Here is a 23,115-nt window from a genome sequence, read left to right as displayed (position 1 = left end):
AAACCAAAGCCACCCCGATTGCTTTTTTGCATTGCAAGTCAGGGTGGCTAGTGGAGTGATAAACTGCCTTCTAGCCTCCGGACTGCCTTGTACAGTTGGGGGGTTAGTCACTTGTTGCTGTGTCCAGCAGCTTCAGGTGACGCTTTGATCGAGGAATTTTCGGTTATGAGATACGAGCCTACTGTATGTCTTGACTTTTGGCAATAGGCGACCCAGATTGTTTTCTGCGTGTTGCCGAATGCGGAATGAACTCAGAAAGGGTGAATTTAGGTAGAGATTGGATCGCGATCACAATCTCGAAATTGATCTGCCATGATGAGTGTGAAATATTCTCGGCAATGAAATCAATGTCAGACCCGATATCAGAAGAAACCCTTTGGGTTGTCACAGATGATACGTTGGAAGTCCCCTTAGAGGGCAAAAGAGGTTGGGGAGAAGAGGTGCAGCAGCGAGTGCTGGCCGCGAGAAAGATCAGCGTGACCGAACTCGAAACTCGAATGAGTCACTTTTTGAGCGTGGTGAATCGTTTGTTTAGTCAGGCGGAGGCGCAGGCTGCCCAAGTCGCGACGGCAAAGCCTAAGATGCAACTGGATGAGATTGAACTGGCGATCGAAATTACGGGCAGTGGTGAAGTGAAATTGATTGCGGGGGGCAAGGCTGAGGCAAAGGGGGCAATCAAGCTCAAGTTTAAGCGAGTGAGTTAGAGGACGGATGGCAAGGAATCAAGCGATCGTCATTGGAATCAATCAGTATGAGTTTTTGCAGCCTCTTCGGTATGCAAAACAGGACGCGCTGCTGATGGAAAGTTTTTTGCGTCAAGAAGCGGGGTTTGAGAAGGTGTTTTTCTTTTCAGACGATTCGCCGCCTCGCAATGGTAAGTCAACTCGTCCGTTTCGCACTAATCTGCTGCGGGTGTTGCGCGAGATTTTTGAGACGCGCTTTATGCAGGATGGGGACAATTTCTGGTTTTTCTTTAGTGGTCATGGCATTCGTCACGCCGATCGCGATTACTTGATGCCTTCAGATGGCGATCCCAGTGATATTGAAAATACTGCTATTCCGATTAACTATGTGACTGAGCGGCTTCGGCGATGTGGGGCTGACAATGTGGTGCTGATGCTGGATGCTTGCCGAAATTTGGCGACGCGATCGGGTGAAGGGATTGGCAACGAGACCGCAGACAAAGTAAGACAAACGGGTGTGGTCAGCGTTTTTTCGTGCAGTCCCAGTCAATATTCCTATGAAATCGAAGCGATTCAGCAGGGTGCATTTACCAAAGCGCTGCTAGAGGGTTTGGGCATTCAAGGCCGCTGTGCAACAGTCGAGCGGCTCAATCAATATCTAGAACATCGTGTTCCTGAGATTGTCGGTCAGCATCATCGAAACGCTCAACAAACGCCCTACACGATCGCGGAACCTGTCACCAAGTCTCACCTGATTCTGATTCCTCAATATGCAACGGTTGGGGATAAGCAGGCGCTAAAAATGGATGCTTACCGAGCCGAGTCGAGGCAAGACTATCGATTAGCAAAACAATGTTGGCTAAGGGTTTTGGCAGTTCCTCCACCTGACCCTGATGCGATCGAGGGCATTGAGAGACTTGCCCGGATGCCGATCACTCCGCCTCCCATACAGACAGTCACTCAATCTAACGCTCCTCCAGCATCAACTCGTAGCGCCGTCCCATCTGCCTCCACTTTTGAATTTGAGGTGGTGACCCTTGAAGTTCAAACTTCTGGACTGTTTGGGCGAAATACTGAGTTGGTAAAGCGATCGCGCCGCGCAAAAGCCGAATATTTCCGAGAAGCGTTAGGCAAGAATGTCTTTTTGGATATGGTTTCGATTCCGGGAGGTTCGTTTCAGATGGGTTCAGATGAGTCCGAGCGTGAAAAACCAATTCATACAGTGACGATCGCTCCTTTTTATATGGGCAAATTTGCTGTCACTCAAGCGCAATGGAAAGCGATCGCTGCTCTGCCCAAAATCAATCACGATCTCAACTCAGATCCGGCAAAATTCAAAGGAGCCAATCGACCGGTTGAGAAAATCTCCTGGTTTGAAGCGGTGGAGTTTTGCGATCGCCTGAATCGCCTTGTAGAAGGTCGCCTTTCCCCAAAAATCGCAGGGCTGTATCGCCTACCTAGCGAAGCCGAATGGGAATATGCTTGTCGTGCTGGCACCACAACTCCTTTTCACTTTGGCGAAACAGTCTCAACAGATTTAGCAAATTATTGTGGGCAAGATCGAATGGACTATCCAGGCTCTTATGGAAAAGGGGCAAAAGGAATCTATCGAGAACAGACAACTGACGTAAGCAGTTTTTCGCCGAATGGATTTGGGCTGTACGACATGCATGGAAATGTTTGGGAATGGTGTGAGGATCACTGGCATCCCAACTATAAAGGAGCGCCGCAAAATAGCAGCGCCTGGATTTCTAAGGATAAGGATGCAAATCGCGTGTTGCGGGGCGGTTCTTGGAACGTCAATCCTTGGAATTGCCGTTCTGCGTCTCGCGACAACGGTGTGGCAGGGATTCGCAGCAACTACGGCCTCGGTTTTCGTGTTGTCTGTTCTGTGCCGAGGACTCTTTAGCCCTTTGCCCTCTTGCCCTTTTGCTCTTTACCCTTCTTCTCTTCTGCGCGAAGCGCATCAAATTTTTTTGCGTTTCTAAACTGACCCAACAACCTTGTTGAAATCAGAATCTCCAGCCGATCCGCCCAACGGTATCCCAAAACACGAATCACACCCAAAAAAACATGATAGAAGCTGACAGCAAACCAGAAGGCTGAGGTTAAATCATGAGCGGATTGGGTGGGTTAAACAAATCTCCAAACGGGGTCGTCGTCGGGCTTGTGCAGTTACAGCTTCCCAATGTCGTGACACCAGATGACCTGACAAAGCAGACCGATCGCATCTGTCATCTCGTCGCCAAAGCTCGCCGCAACATGCCCACAATGGATCTGGTCGTGTTTCCAGAATACGCACTGCACGGGCTGTCGATGGATACCAATCCTGAGATCATGTGTCGGCTAGACGGCCCGGAGGTGCAAGCCTTTCAGCAAGTCTGCCGCGACCATCACATCTGGGGCTGCTTCTCGATTATGGAATACAACCCCCACGGCAATCCCTACAACAGCGGACTGATCATCGACGACACTGGCGAACTCAAACTCTACTACCGCAAACTCCATCCCTGGGTGCCTGTCGAACCGTGGGAACCTGGCAATTTAGGAATTCCCGTCTGTGAAGGGCCGAATGGCAGCACGATCGCTCTGATCATCTGTCACGACGGCATGTTTCCAGAGATGGCCAGAGAATGCGCTTACAAAGGGGCAGAAATCATGATTCGTACCGCAGGCTATACGGCTCCGATTCGGCATAGCTGGCAGGTGACCAACCAAACGAATGCGTTTTGTAATTTGATGTACACCGCTTCGGTCTGTATGTGTGGCACCGACGGCACGTTTGATTCGATGGGCGAAGGCATGTTTGTCAACTTTGACGGAACGCCGATCGTCCTGGGCAGTCACCGTCCCGATGAGATCATTACCGCTGAGGTACGTCCTGATTTGGTGCGCGAAGCTCGTCAACACTGGAGCGTTGAGAATAATATCTATCAGTTTGGTCATCGCGGTTATGTGGCAGTCCAGGGCGGCGCACAGGATTGTCCCTACACTTACATGAAGGATTTGGTCAACGGAACCTATCGCCTGCCCTGGGAAGACAGCGTAATTCACAAAGATGGTACGTCCTGCGGGTTTGCGGCACCCACGCGATCGTATCGAGGCGAAGAGTTACCTGATCCATCCCTTGCTAGTCGCTGATTTAACGCGAACCCATGAAACGATGCAAAACGAGACGCTAACCTTTCGATCGACTGTATTGGAGAATACAATCTTGGGCAGAAAAACCGTCTTCAATCACTGAAGCATCCGTAGTGAGGAGAGTATTTTGAGTCACGATTATTTACGTAGCCGTCTGTCTCGTCGTCAGGTGATGAGAGAGCTGTTGGCGATCGGAGCCTTTGGCACCACGTCAAAACTGTGGGGTTGTGCGCCTGCTGCTAACAATACTGCAACCAGTCCATCTCCAGGGGCAAGCCCCGCCGCTAAAGAACTGGTCATGGGCTTCATTTATGTCGGCCCCAAGGATGACTTTGGCTATAACCAGGCCCACTTTCTCGGCAAAGAAGGCTTAAAAAGTCTAAATGTCAAAACCGTCGATCAAGCCAGCGTTCCCGAAACGACCGAAGTCCAGGAAGCGATGCGAAACATGATCGAGCAAGACAAAGCAACGGTTTTGTTTCCCACGTCGTTTGGCTATTTTGACCCTCACATTCTCAAGCTGGCCGCAGACTATCCCGAAGTGCAGTTTTTTCACTGTGGCGGTCTCTACGATGCCAGCAAGCACCCTAAAAATGTCGGCAGTTACTTTGGCTACATTGACGAAGCGCAATATGTCGCGGGTGTCGTCGCAGGTCACATGAGCAAAACAGGCAAATTGGGGTTTGTAGCCGCCAAACCGATTCCCCAGGTGCTTCGCAATATCAACAGTTTTACGTTGGGCGCACGCAGCATCAAGCCGACGATTACGACTCAGGTTGTGTTTACCGGAGATTGGTCACTGCCCGTCAAGGAAGCCGAAGCCACGAATAGTCTCGTCGATCAAGGAGCCGATGTGATCACCTGTCACGTAGACAGCCCCAGAGTCGTGATCGAGACAGCCGAAAGGCGCGGTGTGTATACGTCGGGCTATCACGCCAACCAATCTTCTCTGGCTCCCAAGGGCTATCTCACGGGCGCAGAATGGGATTGGACAAAGGTCTACACCAACTATGTGACGATGATTCGAGAAGGCAAAACCTTGATGAATGGGGGCATTCCTCATCTGCTCAGAGGTGGCTACAAAGATGGCTTTGTAAAAATTTCGCCCTATGGCCCCAGTGTGACTGAGGTGGCCAAAAAAGACGCAGAAGCCGCCAGAGCCAAAATGGAAGCCGGAACGCTGGTGATCTATAAAGGCGAACTCAAGGACAACACGGGCAAAACGATCGTTCCAGAAGGCAAAGATTACGGGACGACGGCGATCGAGCTTGAGTCGATGAATTGGCTCGTCGAAGGCGTGGTCGGCAAAGTGTCCTGATGAGAGTTTTCTAAGCTTTGAGGAATGGGCAATTGTCGGCTCGTCAGCACCGAAACGCAGAGTGAGAGTGATCAACAGTGCCTATTCCTCAAAGATTCTGCCAAAAAAAACCCCCGGACAGACCGAGGATGTGAATGCACTAGCAAAATTTCAAATTGAGCGAAAATCAGCCGCCCAGACTTCTCCAATCGACGTTGACATCATTGAGAAGCAGCGACGAGTTATAAACTTGCAGGATGATGAGCAGGAAGACCAAGAATAGCGCCATGAAAATTCCCATTACGGGAGTCGTGCCCCATCCCGGAACAACCTTGCCGTATTCAGAGTTTAAGGGCTTTAGAATATCTCCCAACCGAGTCCGCTGTGCCATAGCTCCCCTTACTTAATTGATTGTTTCGATAGAATGTGTAAATTCTTTGTAATAGTATAGAGGAATCCTTCTCATAATTTGAATCTGACTATGGAACCCGCAATAGCTCTTAACATTTCGATCTGTGCTGCGATCGTCAGTCTCACCGGATACGCCATCTACACTGCCTTTGGCCCCCCCGCTAAAGAGTTGGATGACCCGTTTGAGGATCATGAAGACTAATTAAGTTTGATGTCGATCGATCAACGGCTTCTCATTCCCTGTCTCCCTTTTGAGATGTCTTGACTGAGAAGCTTTTGATTTTCCAGGGTTCGATCGGGTTTGAATCGGGTGAAACAAACTCCTCTAAAAGCGTTACTTCGTTAAAGATTGTCAGACCCAAATCACTGTGTAAATTCGGTTCTGCGGGTTGTCCGTGACATTCATAGCACCGGAGGATGTATTCTTCTGGGTTTGCTTCAGACTGCTTGAATGCGCTGAGAATTAGATTTTTGGATTGGAGATTTAGAAGGGACGCGATCGCCGCCAAGGCGCCGTCTGGATTAGAACGATCAAGCTTCAAAATGGTCAACGGTTGGTTGAGTTCTCGGCTTTGGCGATCGGTTTGGGCGATTTGCCAGTTGCCAGCGTGGGGATAGAGGGCGTAGGTGAAGGTGTGCAGTCCCAAGTCGGCTTCTGGATCAGGAAATTCTGAACCGCGCAGCAGCGTCAGGCGAATTTGACCCGGTTGGCAATCGTATCCCTGTTTGCAGTCGCTCAAAACGCTTACGCCGTAATCTGCCTGACTCAAATCAGCCCAGCCGATCGCAGACACTTCCCATTTGGCTTGGTTACGATCGTTCTCAGGTTTTGTCGTCCTTTGAATGGCTCCGCAGGCGATTTCGTAAGTTGCAACGTCAGCGTCCAGATTCAACGGAAAGGCGGCTTTGACTAAGACGTGGCGTTCTTGCCAATCGACCAGCGTAAACATCTTGAGAACAGCAGAATTTGGCTCCAGGCTGTAGCGTTCGTAAAAAACCGATCGCCCGATTTTTCGCTGTAGAGAAATACTGGATTGAAAGCGCTGTTGAGAACCGTTTGCGATCGAGATTAGTTTGGCTGGTGGAAGGGGATGGCTGGCGTAGTTGGGGTCAATATTCCACGCATCCCAGTATTGTCCCTCGTCTCGAAAAGCCTGAAGCTGGTTGCCCTGTCCGTTAAGAACTTCGCGCTGCGCCACCTTGTCAAACACACTCGATAAGTTGCCTGTTTTGGAGTCGAGCGCAACTCGCAAAAACGCATTTTCTAAAACGTAGGGTTCTTTAAGCTGATTTGAAGACGCATTTGTTTCGGAGGGACACAGCCAATAACAGCGATAGCCGATCGCAGGCACCTCTGCCAAAAATGAAGTCAGAGAAAACGTCTTTTGAGGCTGACTATAGCAAATCGATTCAGTTGCAATCTGCTGTCCTTCAAGGGTGTAGATTTGCCAATTTTGATCGCCTTCTTCAAACAGGGTGACGACTTGAGAATGCTGCCAGTTGAGTGAATTGAAAACCACGATCGCCTTCGCTTGCGAGTGAGGCGGTGAGGGTAAAGAAATTTGATCAGCGATCGCTTTCAAGGATTGAAGTTTAATCTCTGAAAGAATACGATCGGCTTCTTTCCAGTCTCGATTAGCATCGACAAAAACTTGAGGAATCGAAGACCCTGGCAAAATGTCGTGAAATTGATTAAATAAAACTTTTTTCCAGGCGATTTCTAGTTCAGCTTTTGGATAGAGTTTTTGGGTAGAAATCGTTGCTAGAGATGCCCATAATTCTGTTTGATAAAGTAATGTTTCGCAGTCACGATTTTGTTTCTTTTGGTCAGCATGAGTTGTGTAGCAGCCGCGATGAAACTCTAAATAAAGTTCATCAGCCCAGGTATTTTTGGGAGACTCTAAACTTTTTAAATACTTGATTGCGGTCGTGAATTTTAATTTGGGAAAGAAGGGCGATCGCTGCCATCGTTGAGCCACTTCCAACATATCGCGAGTCGGCCCGCCGCCATGATCGCCCACGCCAAACAGCCAAAGTGAGTTCGGTTGTCCTGTTTTCTTAACCCAATCCCAGGTGAAGTTTGCCATTTTGATCGGGTCGATCGCTTCTCCGATCGGTGACGACATCAGGCTCTTAACTTGACTTCCATCGGGTGCTTGCCAATTGAACCAATCGTCAGGAAACTGAGTCGTGTCATTCCAGCGAAGTTTTTGCGTGACGAAATAATCAATTCCGGCTTGTTTTAGAAATTGAGGCGTTTGACTGTTAAATCCAAACGTATCAGGAAGCCAAGCAACTCGACAAATTTTGCCAAACTTTTCTTGACAGTAATGCTGACCATAAAGCAGGTGACGAGCGATCGATTCTCCAGTAATCAAATTCATCTCTGGCTCGACCCACATGCCGCCAACAACTTCCCATTTTCCGGCTTTGACCTGAGTTTGAATTTGAGCAAAGATTTCGGGTCGATGGTGTTCGATCCAGTCGTATAAAGCAGGCGTTGTATGACAAAACGTTAGCTCAGGAAAGTCTCTTTGTAGGTCGAGAACTGAAGTAAAGGTACGTTCTGCGGCTTTCCAGGTTTCTTCTACATCCCAAAGCCATGCCATATCTAAATGAGCGTGACCTAACAAAAAGATCGTGTGCTTTTTAATCTGAAAACTTAATGGTAAAAGAGAGTTGCGAAGTGCTTTCAAAGATTCATTAAACTGAACACGATCTTGAATTTTCCAGTCTAAATTAATCTCAATTTGTTCTAGCTCAAACGCATCAATATAGCTTTGAATGACTTCTAACTCATCGGCGACAAATCCTGGATCAATTTCATCGTAATTAGACTCGTAGATTAGGCGCGATCGCATCAATGCCCCATCATCATGACCCGGACTCACTAACCGAATCGCCACTTCTACCGCCGTTCTTGGCACCACCTGACCCAAAACCACCCGCGCCGAATGGTCAAACAAATCGCCTTCCTGGACAAGCTGACCATCGACATACACCTCCGCAACTTCTGCCCACCAGGTCAACGCCAACCGCCCCGTCAACCCTGCTAGCGGGTAATGCTTCAAATGCGCCGGCCAAACGAATTTCTGATAAAGCCACATCACTTGACGACCTTTTGACCAGGCAACGTGACCTTTGGCGTTCAGGTCGGCGATCGCTCCACTCATCTCACTGGTCGGCAAACGATCGTCAAAGCAGCAGCGCCACTGAGACTGCACATCTACCTGAGTCAACTGGCGAAGTCGAGAAATCGTATCCAAAATCAGCGCAGAATCAGCCATGACACACTCGAAAGAAACGATCGCTCACAGTAGACTAACAGAGACGGACTTTAGACGATAAACTTGGGACGATCGCCTTTCTCAAAAGGATTGGGTCTAGAGCCACAGAATCGCTACACCGACGTTCATCCGTCCTTCTGAGTCTATGTCTTCCTCCTCTGGTCGCTTTCAAAGTCATCTGTTTAATTTTGTCGCCCGACAGACCCAAAAGCTGGTAGACAAAACCACAACCGCCTTGCGACACACCAAAGTGGCGTTGATTTGGACAACCCAAATTTTGCTCTACCCCGTCTATGCGGTGTTTCAATCGACTCGCCTGCTCGGACAGCAAATTGGGCAAACCGTCCAGCGCGCTCTTCGAGTTACCCGCAAGGGGTCGTTTCTCCAACTCACCCAGACGACAGAAACCGAATCAGAACTGGCCTCAGACACCCCCATTCAGCGAGTTCTCAGCGCAATTCAACTCACCGAAGCCGACAAAGAACTAGAAACCGAAGCTATCCAACTTAGTTTTTTTCAACGTTTTTTTCAACGTGCGATCTCTTTGAGTTACCCGCAAGGGGTCGCCCGCTTCAAGCCACACCCCACTTCACGCCTCAGTCCTCACGCCTCAGTCCTCACGCCTTCTCCCCCCTGTCCCCTCCAAGGCATCGCCTCGCTAATCCCCACTGGCAAGCTAGTTTTGGTGACGACAGACAATCAGATCATGGACATTCTGACGATCGAGCAGCAAGAAAGCCTGCGCCAGCGCATCATCTGGGAAATGGCCAACTATTGGCGTTACTGTCGGCAAAGCGTTTTGAATTCAACCGCTTCGCTGGCGATCGTCGATCGACCCAATTCTCTCCCTCCAGTGCGGATTTTTCATCAGCTAATGAGTTGGGTGCAAAGTAGTCCAGTGGCGATCGCGACCAATCTGTTTCAAGAATCTGCTCTGGTTGAGCAACCTTCGGAGTTAGCCTGGTTTAGTCCAGACGTGAGCCTGACGTTTCACGTTGCCCCGATGCCGCTCACAGTGCCAACGACACAAGATTTCAAAACGCTAATTCGACAACTTCCTACCTTGGGCGATGTAGAAGCATTGATTTGGGCAGCCGTTCACTATTTCTTTGGCAGTCGAGATAATTCTTTGCTCTCTTCGAGATACCCGCAGAGGGTTGCTCCTACCGACGCTGACCCGTGGCTTACCTCGTCTGAAATATTTGGAAACACCACGTCAGCTTTGCAGGGTGAGACGAATTTCCAGAAACAATCTAGAGAGCAGACTGTTCGCTCTTTCCGTCCGACTGCCCATCTGGGTGCCCAGGTGAGTGCTCAAGAAATTCAGCCGGGTGATTCTGCAACGTTAGCCTTACCCTTTCAGCAAAAAGCTCAGTTTGGGAACGCGCTGCAAAGTTGGATCGATCGCTTTGCCCACAAACCTCCCCGCCGCCCCTCAAACCTCGCCAAGACCAAATCCACCCGCCTCACCTCCACCGCGAAGCCTGGGAAAATCACCCGACGGCCCAACGCCAGCCCCCAGCCTACAACGCCTGACTCAGATCCCACCCTCAAACACACCTCCGACTGGATCGAAACCAAAGCCACCCCCGTCGGCTACGTCAAATCGCCGTTACAGCGGATTCTCGGCTGGCTCGATCGAGGCATGGTGGCGATCGAGTCCGCCCTGATCGCTTTTTGGAGATGGCTCACCCGTCGCTAAGATTTGCGGCCCAGCATCCAGTAAGATAGAAAAACCATCCCGTCCCAACGGAACTTTTTTAGCCCTTCATAATTCTGGAGATATCAGCATGTTGACGCTGAAAGTGGTTGTTTACATTGTGGTTGCATTTTTCGTAGGCTTGTTTTTCTTTGGATTCCTCTCTAACGACCCGTCTCGGAACCCCAAGCGGAGAGATATGGAATAAATCCAGAGAACTGGCCCGTCAGACAAGGAGGCGGTATGATGCTGTCCTCCTTCTCTGTATACTGACGCGGTGTATCTGTCGGGCGTTTCGATCGAGTAGCTTAATGTATGCCTTATCCGGTTCCCCCACCCGAACCGCCATCTCTTGTCGCCCCTTCCAGGCTTGAGCCAGCAGTTCCATCAACCCTTGAGACGGTGCGATCGTTCAAATATCTGCAAAGCAGATCGGGCAACGCGCTCCTCGCTTCGGCCACCGCTCTAGCCAAGCCCTCTCCTCCCGAAACGTTACCTCCAGAGCTTGCAGACCTCCGGGAACCTTCCGATTTGCAGGGTGCCGCTGCGTTGGGTGGAACGGTGACGACTGAGGATGAGCCAATTCTTGCTCAACCGCCCGCGCTCCCTGACACTCCCGCTCCTCCTACCAACGCTCCTCCTGCTCCGATCGCGCCTGCTGCCCCGCCACCCGTAGCGCCGCCTCCAACCGTTACCCCTGCGCCCGCGCCCATCCCCGTTCAGAAGTTGGGTAGCGAAGGAATTTTAGAACTGAAAGCCGATCGCCAGGACTACGACGTACAGCGACAAATCTTTACCGCAGAGGGCAGAGTGTCTCTCAAATTTCGAGGCGCGTTGATTACGGGCGATCGCTTTCAGGTGAATTTAGTCAATCGGCTGACCATTGCTGAAGGAAACGTCGTCTTGACCAGGGGCGATCAAACCCTTCGAGGACAACGGTTTCGCTACAACCTGATTCAAGAAGAAGGCACGATCGAGCAGGCGGGTGGAGAGATTTTTCTGCCGACCACTGCGACTGACTTTAATCCCAACCTGCCTACCGACGTGACTTCGGGAACTGTCCCTGGCGGAACGGTGGGCGATCGCGTCTTTGCCAATCAGCCCCAGCAAGTCACCAGTCCTGGAAGTGCCAACCTGATTCTTGGTTCGGGTAGAAACCCCAGTGGGGCGCAGGTTGTCCCCCGCATTGGTGGGCAGGTCAGACGATTGCGCTTTGAGGCGGATCAGATTGAGTTTTATCCCGAAGGATGGCGAGCTAAGAAAGTCAGAATTACCAATGATCCCTTTTCGCCACCAGAGTTAGAGCTAAGAGCAGAAGAAGCCCAACTGAGACGGCTTTCTCCTTTGCGCGATGAAGTGGTGGCTTCCCGTCCTCGTGTGGTCTTCGATCGCGGTTTTTCGCTCCCTCTGTTGCGAAATCGAGTCATTTTAGATCGCAATGAGCGTCAGCCCGCTTTATTTAACTTTGGGTTTGATGCGACCGATCGCGGCGGGTTGTTTATTGAGCGCCAAATCGATGTGCTGCCTCCGGGGGCGGCCCGGTTTACGATTACGCCACAGATTTTGGTGCAGAAGGCGATTACGAATGGGGGCAATCCATTTCGTCCAGAAAACTTTGGCGTAAAGAGCCGATTGACCGTTCCTTTGAGTCCTCGCACGCTGGTTAGAGGCACGGCAGTTCTCACCAGTCTCGATTTGGGCGACGTAGAAGACAATTTGCGGGCAAGTTTGCGGGCCCAACAGCTCGTCGGAACCCACACCCTGAGTTTAGAAGCCAGCTATCGCGATCGCCTGTTTAACAATTCTTTAGGCTTTCAGGATATTCAAAGCAGCATTGGGGCGTTGTTTTTCTCACCCAACATTGTCCTGGGCAACACGGGCATCAATCTCAGCTATCAGGCCGGCTATCAGTTTGTGAATGCAGACACCGATCGCGCCGATCTATTAGAGCCAGTTCGCAAAAATAATCGCATCAGTCTCGGTCGCTTTCAAGGAAGTGCGGCGATCAATCGAGGCTTTATTCTCTGGCAGGGCAAAGCGGCTCCCGCAACTCCAGAAGCAGGCTTGCGCTATTCTCCCACTCCAATCACGCCTTATCTTTCGTTGGGTCTGGGTCTGACGGGGGTTGGCAACGCCTACAGCAATGGCGATTATCAGCGAAACCTCAATGCCACTGTGGGAATTTCGGGTCAGATTGGCAACTTTACCAAGCCATTTTTGGACTATACCGCGTTCAACATCACCTACACTCAAGTTTTGCGGGATGGGTTGTCGCCCTTTTTGTTCGATCGCGTGGCGGATGATCGGATTCTCTATGCAGGGATTACTCAGCAGATTTACGGCCCGATTCGCTTTGGCTTTCAGACGGCTTACAATATTCAAACAGGTCGCGAAATTAGTACCGACTACGTGTTGGAATATAGCCGTCGCAGCTACAGTGTATCGGTACGCTACAATCCAATTTTGGAACTGGGGTCGATCGGGCTGCGAATCAGCGACTTTAATTGGTCAGGGGGCAGCGAACCCTTTGAGGGCAGTGGTGTGAGTCCGGTTCAAGGTGGCGTTCAGCGTCTGCCCGAATAGACTTGTGCAGTGGATTTAATCTAAACTCGGTACAGCTTCCCCAGAGATTCCTGATTCTAGGGATACCTCCCTGGCTTTCCTGTCCTTGCGAGGAAGCCTTTCTGTGATGAGGGTTGATGACACAATTGGTAAAAGGTCTTCCAGATGATAAAACCGCGATCGCCCATGCAGCAGATCTGTTAACACACTACAGTTTTGATCTGGGTTATCAAACCGTCAGCCAGCTTACGCAGCAGTGGCTGAAGGAGTTTCCTGCGGGTTGGGTGCGCTGGGCTGTGATTGAGGCGCTCTATCAAGGACGCTACAAAGCGATTTCGGTCGATCAAATTCTCCAGCTTTGGAAGCGACGCAACAATCCCTGCTATCACTTTAACTATGAGTTTGAGCGGCTAGTTTGCAATAAATTCCCCAAAAATTTGAATGCCACAACTTCAGAGCGGCGACAGGTCAAGTCGTCTAGCTTTGTGGTCGAAGTGCCGTCGATCGCTGAGAGTTCTACAGGAGTTGAGGAGCCAGAACCTGCCTGGATTGCGCTAGCCGAACAAATCCAATCTGCTCCCGTTGAGGTCAGTCCAGCTACTTTACAAGTTCCTGAGAAGGCAGTTGAGCCGCTTCCAGACATCGCGACCAGTTCTTTAGCCAAGATGGAAGCTTTGATCGATCGCGCCAGCTTTGAGCCAACTGCCGATGAGGTGACTAATGGTAATGTTCAAGCCGATGAGCCGCTAGAAGATCATCAACCTCCAATCCATCAATTTACCCCAACCAATGCGGGGTCTGATTTTTACGCCAAACTAAAAGCCGTGGCTGACCAAAATGGCGACAAAGCGTGAGGGAAAGGGGTTCGTTTGACTTGAACTGGATGAAGTTTTTTCGCTTCGTTGTTCACGGCTTCTGCCCCCCAACCCCCGATTTTAGGGGACTTTCAGAGAGGAATTCTGGTTCAAAGTCCCTCACTTGTGGGGGATTTAGGGGGCGTTCCTGGATCTAAAAGCGAAGCGAAGCGCTCCTCGAACTGACGTTAATTTTGGGAGATTTAGAGGCTGTCCGAATTGATATTTACAGTCAAGATTTCGTCGAATTCTCCTCTTTTTGAGAGAGGGGTTGGGGGATCTCTAAGATCTTGAACTTTGAGCGAGGAGAATTCAAACAATCAAGACTCAACGATCGCCAGCACGACATCACTTTACGATCGACTGATCCCCCCAATTCTCAAGAAGAACTGGCCGCGGTGTCGGTCTCACTTTCTTGAGGTTTTGCGCCACCCATGCGGACTTCGGAGCAGAAAGAAGCCATGCTAAAGCCGCCAAATCGTTTGAGAATGCTGTGACGCAACCGCACATTGGGACTCTCAAACCAGAGCCGCTCTTTGGAGTACATGGTTTCGTACTCTGTGATCAAAACGAGTTCGTCATTGCTGCCCATCTCATAGCGTCCCGCAACAGGTGCTTTTTCGGCGTAGCCCATTTCTCGAAGTAGACTGCCTTCATTGGGCTTTTCGGGGTCTGCGATCGGCACCAACACCGTCGAACCCTCATGCTTTTCTTCGTCCCACTCCATCGTGCCGTCCCAGGTGACGCGGGCCCCACACAGCGCTGTTTCAGGATCGACCTCGTAGAGCGCACAGAGTTGAATCACTGCCGGATCGGTCTTATCGAGCAGTTCGATTTGAAGTTCTGACTTACCGCCTTCTTGTTGCTTAAAAGCCAGATGGTGGCTGGTTCTCAACGAAGACCATTTACCTGCACTCTGGGCAAAAAACTCCACAATATTCATGAATAAGATCCTGTTTTAGCCGTGATTCTAATCACCTTTATTTTAAAGGCAAATGGGTGAGGTGGGAGAAGTGAGGAGTGAGGAGTGAGGAGAAGAACTGTTTTGTTTGGGTCGGTTACAGTTGCTCGATCGTTGCTTTGAGTCCCTGATTTAACAAGGATTGTAGAAGCTCGTCGGCTTTGGAGCGATCGCCAAAAGCTCCCGCCTGCATTAACGTCCGACCTCTTAGAGAAACGGGGAAGGCATCGGGAACGATCGCTTTGACCTGAGACTGCTGGCTGTCGCTATCAGCTTCTACAACGACTCGAAAGCGTAAATTTGCGGCTGCACTCAAAGAACTGCCCTGCGATCGCTGTCCAGAGTTGCGCCAAATCGGAACAGACGACATATTGCCCACATTGCCCAGGGGCGCATCTGCACTGGGCACCGGGAGAATGCTTTGACCCGGAGCGACCGCCAGGGTAGACGGCGGATTCACAGCAGGGTTCACACTTGCAGGCGCGACACTTGATTCGGGGGCAGGAACGGGGATCTCGATCGCGCCGCTCGTCGCTGTTGGACGGCTAAACAACGCAGGTCGCCGTAAAAGGGGCGCTGGAGCCGTCACAGGCGGCGCGATTTGAATCTGAGGAACCGCTTGGGGAGTCGGAGGCGCAACTTGAATCTGGGGAGTCGTCGCCTTGGGAACAGGAAGCCGCCTTAAACTTGTGGCCGCAGGACGCGAAAAAATGGGCGCTTTGGGAGCCTCTGGCGGACTGACTAAACGCGGCACATTCACCGGAGCGGGCACCGGAATCGCAGCGATCGGAGCAACAGGCGGAGGAGCGCTGACTTTGGGTGACGGACGCGCCACTTCTTGCCCAAACGGAACCGTAGACGCAACGTTTGTCGGCGCAACGGGGATATCTGCCACATTGACCGTTCCTGAAAAGTCAAGTTTGCCGTTGGCTTTGGAAGAGAGTTGATTGCCAAAGGCAGCGATCGTTTCACTACTGGTTTTGGCGTTGATATCAAACTGACCGTTGCTGATAAAAGTGTTGTTGCCGGGGTCAGCCGAGGTGCCGAGATTGGGACGAGACTGAGCGATCGCAACGATGCCGTCTCGACTGTTGCTGTCTACCACGTTGCCCCGCAAAATCGGTCTGGCCTTGCCCTGGATCACAATGCCGTCTTTGTTTTGTGTGACGCGATTTCCGGTGAGTCGGGGAGCCGCATTTTGAGCGATATTGATGCCAAAGCCTGTTTTCTCAAAAATATTTTCCTGAAGCTCTGGACGCGACGAGCCGTAGATCGTGATGCCGTTTGCCCCATTTTGATAGAAATAATTGTTGCGTAAAATAGGAGCGCTGCTGCCGACGACAGAAGCCCCATCATGACCGCTGCCCGTAAACGTGTTGTCAGAAATCACAGGACTCGTCGATTCGACCCATAGCCCGTAGCCTTGAGGGTTGGCGTTGGTTACCGTCACTCCGGTCAGCCCGGCTTGATTTGCGCCAACGATCGCCACATTCTGTCGAGCAAAGGTGCGACTGAGAAAAAACCCGCCTCCCTGAATGATGATGCTTTGACCGCGATCGCGTGGCTCTCCTTTAATCGTGGTGCCCGGTTTGAGATAAAGCGGAAATGTTTCCCCGGTTTTGGCGCTATAGGTTCCCGGAGCCAGCATAATAATGGTGCCCGGTTGCACAACTCGCAGCGCTTGAGTAATTGTTTTAAGGGGTGCCTGTTCGCTACCGCTACCCCTATCATTGCCAGAGGCAGGATTGACAAACAAAACGCTGGTTTGCTGAGAATTTGAGGGGCTTTGAGCAACCGTGACAACGTTAGGAACTTGAGCGACCCCTTGCGGGTAACTCGAAGCGACCCCTTGCGGGTAACTCGAAGAGATCGCCCCCTGTGCCCCAGCAAGCACCAGTCCCGAAACGCACAATGCAGACAGAGTAAACATTCCCCACTCAGGGACAAAATCTTGGGTTAGGCAAACAGTGCTGCAACGGCCAACGCGACGAGTGGGAATCGGACTCACAATTTTTCTCCTAGACACGGCTTCAGGATGACAGTTGAAAAGTAAAGGTGACGACGATTGTGAGATAGGTTAGATTTCAGTCAGCAAAGCCTCAAACTCAACTCCACGCCGACTACTCCCTCATTCTTCACAAGCTTGAAAAACAATCCTTCAATTTTGTCTATAGATTTGTTGAACGTGACAAACGTTACAAAATTTCACAAATAGAATTGGAAGTTGAGTCAAGCATGAGGTCGCAACTGGACAAGGCCACTCAAAAAAATCTCCCCGCTCTCCTCTGACTGATACGATTGAAAATTAATGGGTTTGTTCCAATGGGCAATACAGACAGCCGCAGCCAGTTTGCACAACCTGCACTTTATCGGATTCTTGATGCTAACCTCGATCGCGCCCGTGAAGGCTTGCGAGTCATCGAAGAATGGTGTCGATTTGGGTTAAATCATTCGCGCCTGACCGAGCAGTGTAAGCATTTGCGGCAAACGTTAGCTCAGTGGCACACCTCCGAACTTCGCGCCGCCCGCAACACCCCCGACGACCCCGGTACTGACCTCACCCACCCCCAAGAAGCGTCCCGAAACAGCATTGAGCATGTCCTACAGGTAAACTTCTGTCGCGTCGAAGAAGCCCTGCGGGTCTTAGAAGAGTATGGCAAGGTCTACAGCAGCGAGATGGCGACGGCGGTTAAACAAGTGCGCTATCACGTCTATACACTCGAAAGCAGCCTGATGTCTTACCAAAAGCATCAACGCCTACGGCAATCCCTGTTGTATCTGGTGACGGCTCCTTCTGACAATTTGTTTGCGATCGTGGAGGCGGCCCTACAAGGCGGGCTGACCCTCGTTCAATATCGCGATAAGCAAGCGGATGATGAGATGCGACTGACCACTGCTCAGAAGCTGTGTCAAATCTGTCATGACTATGGGGCGCTGTTTATCGTCAACGATCGTCCTGATATTGCCCTGGCTGTCAATGCTGATGGCGTTCACCTCGGACAGCAAGACATTCCTACTGAGTTAGCGCGTCAACTGTTGGGGCCGCAGAAAATTATCGGACGATCGACGACCAATCCTGATGAATTGCACCGCGCCATTGCAGAAGGAGCTGACTACATTGGGGTCGGGCCAGTATACGAAACGCCGACCAAAGCAGGAAAGGCCGCCGCTGGCTTAGAGTATGTGCGCTACGCTGCCAATCATTCTCCGGTGCCGTGGTTTGCGATCGGCGGTATCGACAGCACCAATATTCACGACGTTCTCTCAGCCGGGGCACAACGAGCTTCTGTCGTTCGGGCCGTGATGCAAGCCGAGCAGCCAACGCTCGCCACCCAATACTTCTTGGCACAGCTAAATCAGAAAAATCGCAAACCGATCGCCCACAACGGACAAACCAGCGAAGATCCTTGGGACAATGGACAGTAGAAACTACAGAAACTATTGTTAGCCGTCCATGTCTATCACGCTTCAAGTCAACGGGGAGCTTCACACCTGTCCTCCTCACACTCCGCTTCCCAGCCTACTCGAACAACTCGGACTCAACCCCCGTCTGATCGCCATTGAATACAACGGTGAAATTCTCCATCGCCAATTTTGGACAGAAACTGAGATAGCAGAGGGCGATCGGCTAGAAGTCGTGACGATCGTTGGGGGAGGGTAAAAGGAGGGATGAGGGATGGTGTCGGTAGAAGCTTTTCTTAATTGAGATTTTCTGCTTTGTCGAGTTTACAACCTTTCAAACTCCTTGCTTCCCCGACATTCAACGCCCAAACCTAAAAACTTTTTCATCCCTCCTCCCTCCTTATCTATACGGTTAACTCCCCCTTCCAGGCATTTCCAACCCCAGAGGAAGGCGATAAAGTAGAAAAGTAAGCAGGCTTTAGAACTCTTAACAGAACGCTCAGAAATCTGCGAACCGCTCAACCAGCCTGTCTGCGTTGAAACAAGCTTGATAGGTACAGAGCTATGAACCAAAAAGTCTCTCCGTTGATTAAAAAACTATTGAAACCCCTGATTGCGATCGCCCTCATTCTTACGATCGCATTAGGTCATGCCGATGGCGCTCTGGCTGCTAGAAGCGGTGGACGAATCGGGGGTGGCTCATTCCGGGCACCCAGCCGAACTTATGCGCCTCCTAGCCGGACTTATGCCCCTCCAGTCGGAGGTGGTTATGGTGGCGGTTATTATCCTGGTGGCGGTGGATTTGGGCTGCCCTTCGTCTATTTGCCCTTTTTGGGTGGTGGCGGTGGAGGGCTGTTTTCGCTGCTGATCTTCTTTGCGATCGCCAGCTTCCTCGTCCGTAGCTTCCGACAAAATCGTGAAGATGCCGATGAGTTGAACTACACCAATCCTGCGGTGTCGATCGCTCGTGTCCAGGTCGGTCTGCTGTCAGAAGCTCGAAATCTACAAACAGATCTCGATCACATTGCCCAAAAAGCAAACACCGATTCTTCTGAAGGGTTGGCTCAAGTTTTACAAGAAACGACACTTTCGCTGTTGCGTCACCCTGAATACTGGGCCTACGGCGGCGAAGAGTCTCAGCAACTTCGGTTAGAAGCGGCCGAAAATCAGTTCAATCGGCTGGCACTGTCTGAACGCAGCAAATTTACAGCCGAAACCCTGTCTAACGTCAACAATCAGCTTAAGCAAAGTAGCGCGTTGACGGTGGCGGAGAAAGGCGCACTGGCAGAACAAGACCCCGGTGAATACATTGTGGTAACGCTGCTGGTTGCGACTCAAGGCAAATTAGAACTTCCCAAAATCAACAGTTCTGAAGATCTGCGAAAGGCGTTGAGTCAGCTAGGGAGTGTGTCGAGCGATCGGCTAATGGCTCTTGAAGTGCTATGGGCCCCCCAAGCCGAAGGCGATGTCTTGACTCGCGATGATCTGCTCACCGAATATCCTGATCTCAAAATGGTTTAACCCATGATCTAACCCAATGGTCTAACACATAGACCAGAAAACCGATGACGGGCTGAATGTAGACTAACAAAAGGTCTGCGTTTGGCCCGATTCTTTTTTGGCACGTTATGGAAACCGTAAACTTATTGGCTGTGTTGGGGGTTGTGGCTATCGTGGCTGGTTTTGGCATTGGCTCGATGGTCTGGGCGTATGTCGGGTCAGGCAGTCGTCAAGTGCTGTTTTCGGAACCGATCGCGATCGACTTGTCACCTGAGACAGAAGCCTCAAAAGCATTTCAGCAAGGCTGTTTGAACTATCAGTCAGGACGATATCAGGCAGCGATCGACTCCTTCAGTCAAGCCATCCAATTTAACCCAACGTTTGCCGAAGCCTTTCACAATCGAGGTCTAACCTGGGCAAATTTGCGACGAGATGATGATGCCACGATCAACTTAGTCAAGGCGAGCGAATTGTATTTGGAGCGCGGCGATCGAGCTTCTGTCATCGTCATCAAACAAAACCTGGAAGCCCTAAAAGCCAGAAAACTAGCGAGAGAGAAAGCCAAGCAGAAGGGTTAATTTCACTTTAATTCGATAAAGTTTCTCGCTGCATTGTTCAGCACTTCTGCCCTCCAAGCTGCCAATTCTGAGAGATCAGACCAGGCTTCTGGTGCAAAAGCTTTCTTCTTGTGGAAAATTTTGGATAGATTACCTTAATGAGGTTCAGTTCGATGAACGCTTCGCTTCGCTTTTAAATCCAGGAACGCCCCCTAGATCCCCCACGAGTGAGGGACTTTGAACCAGAATTCCTCTCTGAAAGTCCCCCAAAATTGGGGGGTTGGGGGGCAGGAGCCGTGAACAACGAAGCGGAAAAACTCTCATCGAATTCACGTTAATGAGATTCAGTAAATTCACGTCACATTAATCCCGTTTGACAGACTTCGGCTACCTACGTGGCAGAGACTTTAAGCTTTAGACCTTAGACTTAAAATGCTTCCCTGTCTGAAGTCTAGAGTCCAAAGTCCCATTCAGATCGACAGCGATCGTAAAGGAGTCTCAATGGCTGGAGAGTTAACGCTCGTTACTGACCTGGTGACAGTACTCGGAGCCGCCACCACTGGAGGATATATTGCTAGTCGCTTGGGACAGCCTGTGTTGTTGGGCTATCTACTCAGCGGCATGTTGGTTGGCCCGACAGGGTTGAAATTGATCACAACAGAAAGTGATATTCAGGTACTTTCGACGGTTGGAGTCGCCCTGCTGCTCTTTGCGTTAGGAGTAGAGTTTTCTTTAAAGGAACTTCTGCGAGTTCGAGCGATCGCTCTCGGTGGAGGAACCCTACAAATCTTGCTGACGATGGCGATCGGGGGAGGCGTTGCCTATCTCACGGGTTGGGTTGATACGATGCCCAAAGCGGTGTTTCTGGGCGCGGTGCTGTCACTCTCTTCGACTGCCGTTGTTCTTAAAAGTTTGATTGAGCGCAATGAGGTGCAGACGGCTCACGGGCAGATCATGCTGGCCATCCTGGTCGTACAAGACCTTGGGCTGGGACTCATGCTCGCCGTTTTGCCTGCCTTAACTCAACCAGGAAACGCGATCGGACTTGCTGTTCTTAGTGCGATCGTCAAAGCCTTATTATTTATGGGCGGCGCAGTTCTGGCTGGGATTTGGGTGATTCCATTTTTGATCAAACTGCTGGTTCAGACGCGATCGCAAGAGCTATTTCTGTTAGGAATCTTAGTGATTTGCCTGGGAATTGCCCTCCTCACTTCCAGGATTGGGCTGAGTATCGAGATGGGCGCATTTGTCGCAGGATTAATGATTTCTAACGTCGATTATGCTGACCATGCCCTCGATCGCGTCTTGCCAATGCGGGATGTGTTTGCGACTGTTTTCTTTGCGTCGATCGGGCTGCTGATTGATCCAGGCTTTCTCATCGCTAATGTTTGGATTGTGATTGGACTGGTGGCGATCGCAATGGTCGGCAAAGCGGTGGTTGTGACAGCGATCGTGGCGCTATTTCGCTATCCGCTCAAGACTGCGTTGACGGTGGGGCTTGGGATTAATCAAATTGGAGAATTCTCTTTTGTGTTGGCGGGCGTGGCTCAAAGTCAAGGGCTTTTTTCATCAAGGCTCTACGGACTCACCGTTGGCACAACCGCAGTCACGCTACTCATCACGCCCTTTTTGCTCAAGACAACACCCGCCTTGCTGCTTGCATTAGAACGAATTCCAGGCATTGGGGCGAAGATCCGATCGGGTAAGCCCGCGCACATCGTCGGACTTGAGGAAGACCTCAGCGATCACGTTGTCGTAGCGGGATACGGCAGAGTCGGCCAAACGCTCGTGCGGATGCTCTACTTTCAAGGACACAAAATTCTAGTCTTAGACAACAACGAAGCTTCTCTACAAACCCTGCGGGAGCAGGGCATTCCTTATTTATTTGGAGATGCATCCAGTCCGTTAGTGTTAGAAAAAGCCAATTTATCTCGTGCAAAATCGATGGCGATCGCGCTTCCTGACCCAATGGCGACTCGCTTAACCTTGCAGCGGGCCCTCAGCCTTGCACCAGACCTCGATATTACGGTTCGTGCCCATGTCAACGATGAATTTGATGTTCTCTATCAGCTCGGCGCTCAAGAAGTCGTGCAACCCGAATTTGAAGCCGCCCTCGAATTAGGTGCACACATGCTGTTGAAGTTAGGAAATTCTGCCTATGCTGTCCAGAAAGTTGTCAACCGCTATCGCTCCGGCCGCTATCGTGACATTTTGCCAGAACGAGCCGAGTATTGGGGCGGCGGTGATTTTGACGCAGCGATCGAAGGTTTAGAAAAGCACTGGTACACGCTACCAACAGACTCGCCCTTAGTCGGACTTAGTTTAGCCAAAGCCAACATCCGCCGCCTCACCGGAGTCACGATCATGGCGATCGAGCGTCACAATCAACTCAACCGCTACCCATTAGGCGAAACGATTTTAGAAGCCAGCGATCGATTTTTAGTCGTAGGAGCCACCGAGGAGCATCGAGCCTTCAAAGCGCTTTTGAAGAAGTGAGGTGTGAGGTGTAAGGAGTGAGGTGTGAAAAAAAGTAAAGGGAATTTGATACACATCTCATCCCTCCTCGCGAAGCGGATTACCCCCAAAGGGGAACAGATCATCGAAGTTCTCCCTCATCCTCATGTGAGTTCGATGAAATCTTTCACTGCGGTTGTTAATCTAACGTGAATTCGATGAAATCCCTCGCTGTGGCGATTACTCCAGGCAGCCCCTAAATCCCCCAAGTTTGGGGGACTTTGAGCAAGAAATCCTGTCCGAAAGT

The 23,115-nt window shown here is 50.8% G+C and carries 18 protein-coding genes; 14 read left to right on the top strand and 4 right to left on the bottom strand.

Translation table 11 applies throughout. The features are described 5' to 3' along the window. Window positions 1-347 precede the first annotated feature (347 nt). The 4 genes from ACKFKF_RS23190 to ACKFKF_RS23175 all read left to right on the top strand — a co-directional run bounded on the left by ACKFKF_RS23190 (window position 348) and on the right by ACKFKF_RS23175 (window position 5,142). Window positions 348-704 (top strand): Pepco domain-containing protein, encoded by a 357-nt coding sequence (locus ACKFKF_RS23190; RefSeq protein ID WP_446869858.1) that lies wholly within the window; start codon window positions 348-350, stop codon window positions 702-704. Window positions 705-711: 7 nt separating this feature from the next. Next, complete coding sequence (locus ACKFKF_RS23185) at window positions 712-2,592, top strand: SUMF1/EgtB/PvdO family nonheme iron enzyme (protein WP_446869857.1); 1,881 nt, start codon at window positions 712-714, stop codon at window positions 2,590-2,592. A 206-nt stretch (window positions 2,593-2,798) separates the two neighbouring features. Continuing rightward, window positions 2,799-3,824 (top strand): formamidase, encoded by a 1,026-nt coding sequence (locus ACKFKF_RS23180; protein WP_446869856.1) that lies wholly within the window; start codon window positions 2,799-2,801, stop codon window positions 3,822-3,824. 127 nt (window positions 3,825-3,951) lie between these two features. Next, a complete protein-coding gene (locus ACKFKF_RS23175; RefSeq protein ID WP_446869855.1) occupies window positions 3,952-5,142 on the top strand; it encodes a BMP family ABC transporter substrate-binding protein in 1,191 nt (396 codons plus the stop codon). A 166-nt stretch (window positions 5,143-5,308) separates the two neighbouring features. On the opposite strand, the gene psbH is transcribed toward ACKFKF_RS23175, so the two are convergent. After that, a complete protein-coding gene (psbH, locus tag ACKFKF_RS23170) occupies window positions 5,309-5,512 on the bottom strand; it encodes a photosystem II reaction center phosphoprotein PsbH (RefSeq protein WP_446859619.1) in 204 nt (67 codons plus the stop codon). A 90-nt stretch (window positions 5,513-5,602) separates the two neighbouring features. Here psbH and psbN point away from each other — a divergent pair, with 90 nt between their 5' ends. After that, entirely contained in the window at window positions 5,603-5,734 is a 132-nt protein-coding gene (gene psbN, locus ACKFKF_RS23165; protein WP_446859618.1) for a photosystem II reaction center protein PsbN, read from the top strand. 31 nt (window positions 5,735-5,765) lie between these two features. Here psbN and ACKFKF_RS23160 read toward each other — a convergent pair whose 3' ends face one another. Then, a complete protein-coding gene (locus ACKFKF_RS23160; protein ID WP_446869854.1) occupies window positions 5,766-8,819 on the bottom strand; it encodes an alpha-mannosidase in 3,054 nt (1,017 codons plus the stop codon). A 145-nt stretch (window positions 8,820-8,964) separates the two neighbouring features. Here ACKFKF_RS23160 and ACKFKF_RS23155 point away from each other — a divergent pair, with 145 nt between their 5' ends. The 4 genes from ACKFKF_RS23155 (at window position 8,965) to ACKFKF_RS23140 (ending at window position 13,934) form a co-directional block, all read left to right on the top strand. Continuing rightward, window positions 8,965-10,521, top strand: coding sequence for a hypothetical protein (locus ACKFKF_RS23155; RefSeq protein WP_446869853.1), 1,557 nt, complete (start codon window positions 8,965-8,967; stop codon window positions 10,519-10,521). Between the two features lie 88 nt (window positions 10,522-10,609). Further along, window positions 10,610-10,726, top strand: coding sequence for a photosystem II reaction center protein I (locus ACKFKF_RS23150; RefSeq protein WP_446859615.1), 117 nt, complete (start codon window positions 10,610-10,612; stop codon window positions 10,724-10,726). A 107-nt stretch (window positions 10,727-10,833) separates the two neighbouring features. Next, window positions 10,834-13,101, top strand: coding sequence for a DUF3769 domain-containing protein (locus tag ACKFKF_RS23145; RefSeq protein ID WP_446869852.1), 2,268 nt, complete (start codon window positions 10,834-10,836; stop codon window positions 13,099-13,101). 116 nt (window positions 13,102-13,217) lie between these two features. Continuing rightward, the gene (locus ACKFKF_RS23140) at window positions 13,218-13,934 is read left to right on the top strand and encodes a hypothetical protein (RefSeq protein ID WP_446869851.1); all 717 of its coding nucleotides are present in this window, start codon (window positions 13,218-13,220) and stop codon (window positions 13,932-13,934) included. Between the two features lie 379 nt (window positions 13,935-14,313). Here the strand turns inward: ACKFKF_RS23140 and ACKFKF_RS23135 are convergent, their stop codons facing one another. Then, window positions 14,314-14,877, bottom strand: coding sequence for a phycobiliprotein lyase (locus tag ACKFKF_RS23135; protein WP_446859612.1), 564 nt, complete (start codon window positions 14,875-14,877; stop codon window positions 14,314-14,316). A 115-nt stretch (window positions 14,878-14,992) separates the two neighbouring features. After that, the gene (locus tag ACKFKF_RS23130; protein ID WP_446869850.1) at window positions 14,993-16,903 is read right to left on the bottom strand and encodes a DUF1565 domain-containing protein; all 1,911 of its coding nucleotides are present in this window, start codon (window positions 16,901-16,903) and stop codon (window positions 14,993-14,995) included. Between the two features lie 314 nt (window positions 16,904-17,217). On the opposite strand from ACKFKF_RS23130, the gene ACKFKF_RS23125 reads away from it, so the two are divergent. From ACKFKF_RS23125 to ACKFKF_RS23105, 5 genes are all read left to right on the top strand, one after another. Continuing rightward, the gene (locus tag ACKFKF_RS23125) at window positions 17,218-18,321 is read left to right on the top strand and encodes a thiamine phosphate synthase (protein WP_446869849.1); all 1,104 of its coding nucleotides are present in this window, start codon (window positions 17,218-17,220) and stop codon (window positions 18,319-18,321) included. 28 nt (window positions 18,322-18,349) lie between these two features. Further along, window positions 18,350-18,556 carry a sulfur carrier protein ThiS gene (thiS, locus tag ACKFKF_RS23120; protein WP_446859609.1) on the top strand — a complete coding sequence of 69 codons (207 nt, stop codon included), beginning with the start codon at window positions 18,350-18,352 and terminating at the stop codon, window positions 18,554-18,556. A 305-nt stretch (window positions 18,557-18,861) separates the two neighbouring features. Then, the gene (locus ACKFKF_RS23115) at window positions 18,862-19,818 is read left to right on the top strand and encodes a DUF1517 domain-containing protein (RefSeq protein ID WP_446869848.1); all 957 of its coding nucleotides are present in this window, start codon (window positions 18,862-18,864) and stop codon (window positions 19,816-19,818) included. 107 nt (window positions 19,819-19,925) lie between these two features. Continuing rightward, complete coding sequence (locus ACKFKF_RS23110) at window positions 19,926-20,375, top strand: tetratricopeptide repeat protein (protein ID WP_446869847.1); 450 nt, start codon at window positions 19,926-19,928, stop codon at window positions 20,373-20,375. Window positions 20,376-20,786: 411 nt separating this feature from the next. Beyond that, the gene (locus ACKFKF_RS23105) at window positions 20,787-22,850 is read left to right on the top strand and encodes a cation:proton antiporter domain-containing protein (protein WP_446869846.1); all 2,064 of its coding nucleotides are present in this window, start codon (window positions 20,787-20,789) and stop codon (window positions 22,848-22,850) included. Window positions 22,851-23,115: the final 265 nt, after the last annotated feature.

This window comes from Phormidesmis sp. 146-12 (assembly GCF_052939495.1).
This window is presented reverse-complemented; position numbering and strand designations above follow the sequence as displayed.

Excerpts from the sequence above, each read along its gene's own strand:
- ACKFKF_RS23190 (WP_446869858.1), top strand. The coding sequence starts at position 348 with ATGTCAGACCCGATATCAGAAGAAACCCTTTGGGTTGTCACAGATGAT.
- ACKFKF_RS23185 (WP_446869857.1), top strand. The coding sequence starts at position 712 with ATGGCAAGGAATCAAGCGATCGTCATTGGAATCAATCAGTATGAGTTT.
- ACKFKF_RS23180 (WP_446869856.1), top strand. The coding sequence starts at position 2,799 with ATGAGCGGATTGGGTGGGTTAAACAAATCTCCAAACGGGGTCGTCGTC.
- psbH (WP_446859619.1), bottom strand. The coding sequence starts at position 5,512 with ATGGCACAGCGGACTCGGTTGGGAGATATTCTAAAGCCCTTAAACTCT.
- psbN (WP_446859618.1), top strand. The coding sequence starts at position 5,603 with ATGGAACCCGCAATAGCTCTTAACATTTCGATCTGTGCTGCGATCGTC.
- ACKFKF_RS23160 (WP_446869854.1), bottom strand. The coding sequence starts at position 8,819 with ATGGCTGATTCTGCGCTGATTTTGGATACGATTTCTCGACTTCGCCAG.
- ACKFKF_RS23155 (WP_446869853.1), top strand. The coding sequence starts at position 8,965 with ATGTCTTCCTCCTCTGGTCGCTTTCAAAGTCATCTGTTTAATTTTGTC.
- ACKFKF_RS23150 (WP_446859615.1), top strand. The coding sequence starts at position 10,610 with ATGTTGACGCTGAAAGTGGTTGTTTACATTGTGGTTGCATTTTTCGTA.
- ACKFKF_RS23145 (WP_446869852.1), top strand. The coding sequence starts at position 10,834 with ATGCCTTATCCGGTTCCCCCACCCGAACCGCCATCTCTTGTCGCCCCT.
- ACKFKF_RS23140 (WP_446869851.1), top strand. The coding sequence starts at position 13,218 with ATGACACAATTGGTAAAAGGTCTTCCAGATGATAAAACCGCGATCGCC.
- ACKFKF_RS23135 (WP_446859612.1), bottom strand. The coding sequence starts at position 14,877 with ATGAATATTGTGGAGTTTTTTGCCCAGAGTGCAGGTAAATGGTCTTCG.
- ACKFKF_RS23125 (WP_446869849.1), top strand. The coding sequence starts at position 17,218 with ATGGGCAATACAGACAGCCGCAGCCAGTTTGCACAACCTGCACTTTAT.
- thiS (WP_446859609.1), top strand. The coding sequence starts at position 18,350 with ATGTCTATCACGCTTCAAGTCAACGGGGAGCTTCACACCTGTCCTCCT.
- ACKFKF_RS23115 (WP_446869848.1), top strand. The coding sequence starts at position 18,862 with ATGAACCAAAAAGTCTCTCCGTTGATTAAAAAACTATTGAAACCCCTG.
- ACKFKF_RS23110 (WP_446869847.1), top strand. The coding sequence starts at position 19,926 with ATGGAAACCGTAAACTTATTGGCTGTGTTGGGGGTTGTGGCTATCGTG.
- ACKFKF_RS23105 (WP_446869846.1), top strand. The coding sequence starts at position 20,787 with ATGCTTCCCTGTCTGAAGTCTAGAGTCCAAAGTCCCATTCAGATCGAC.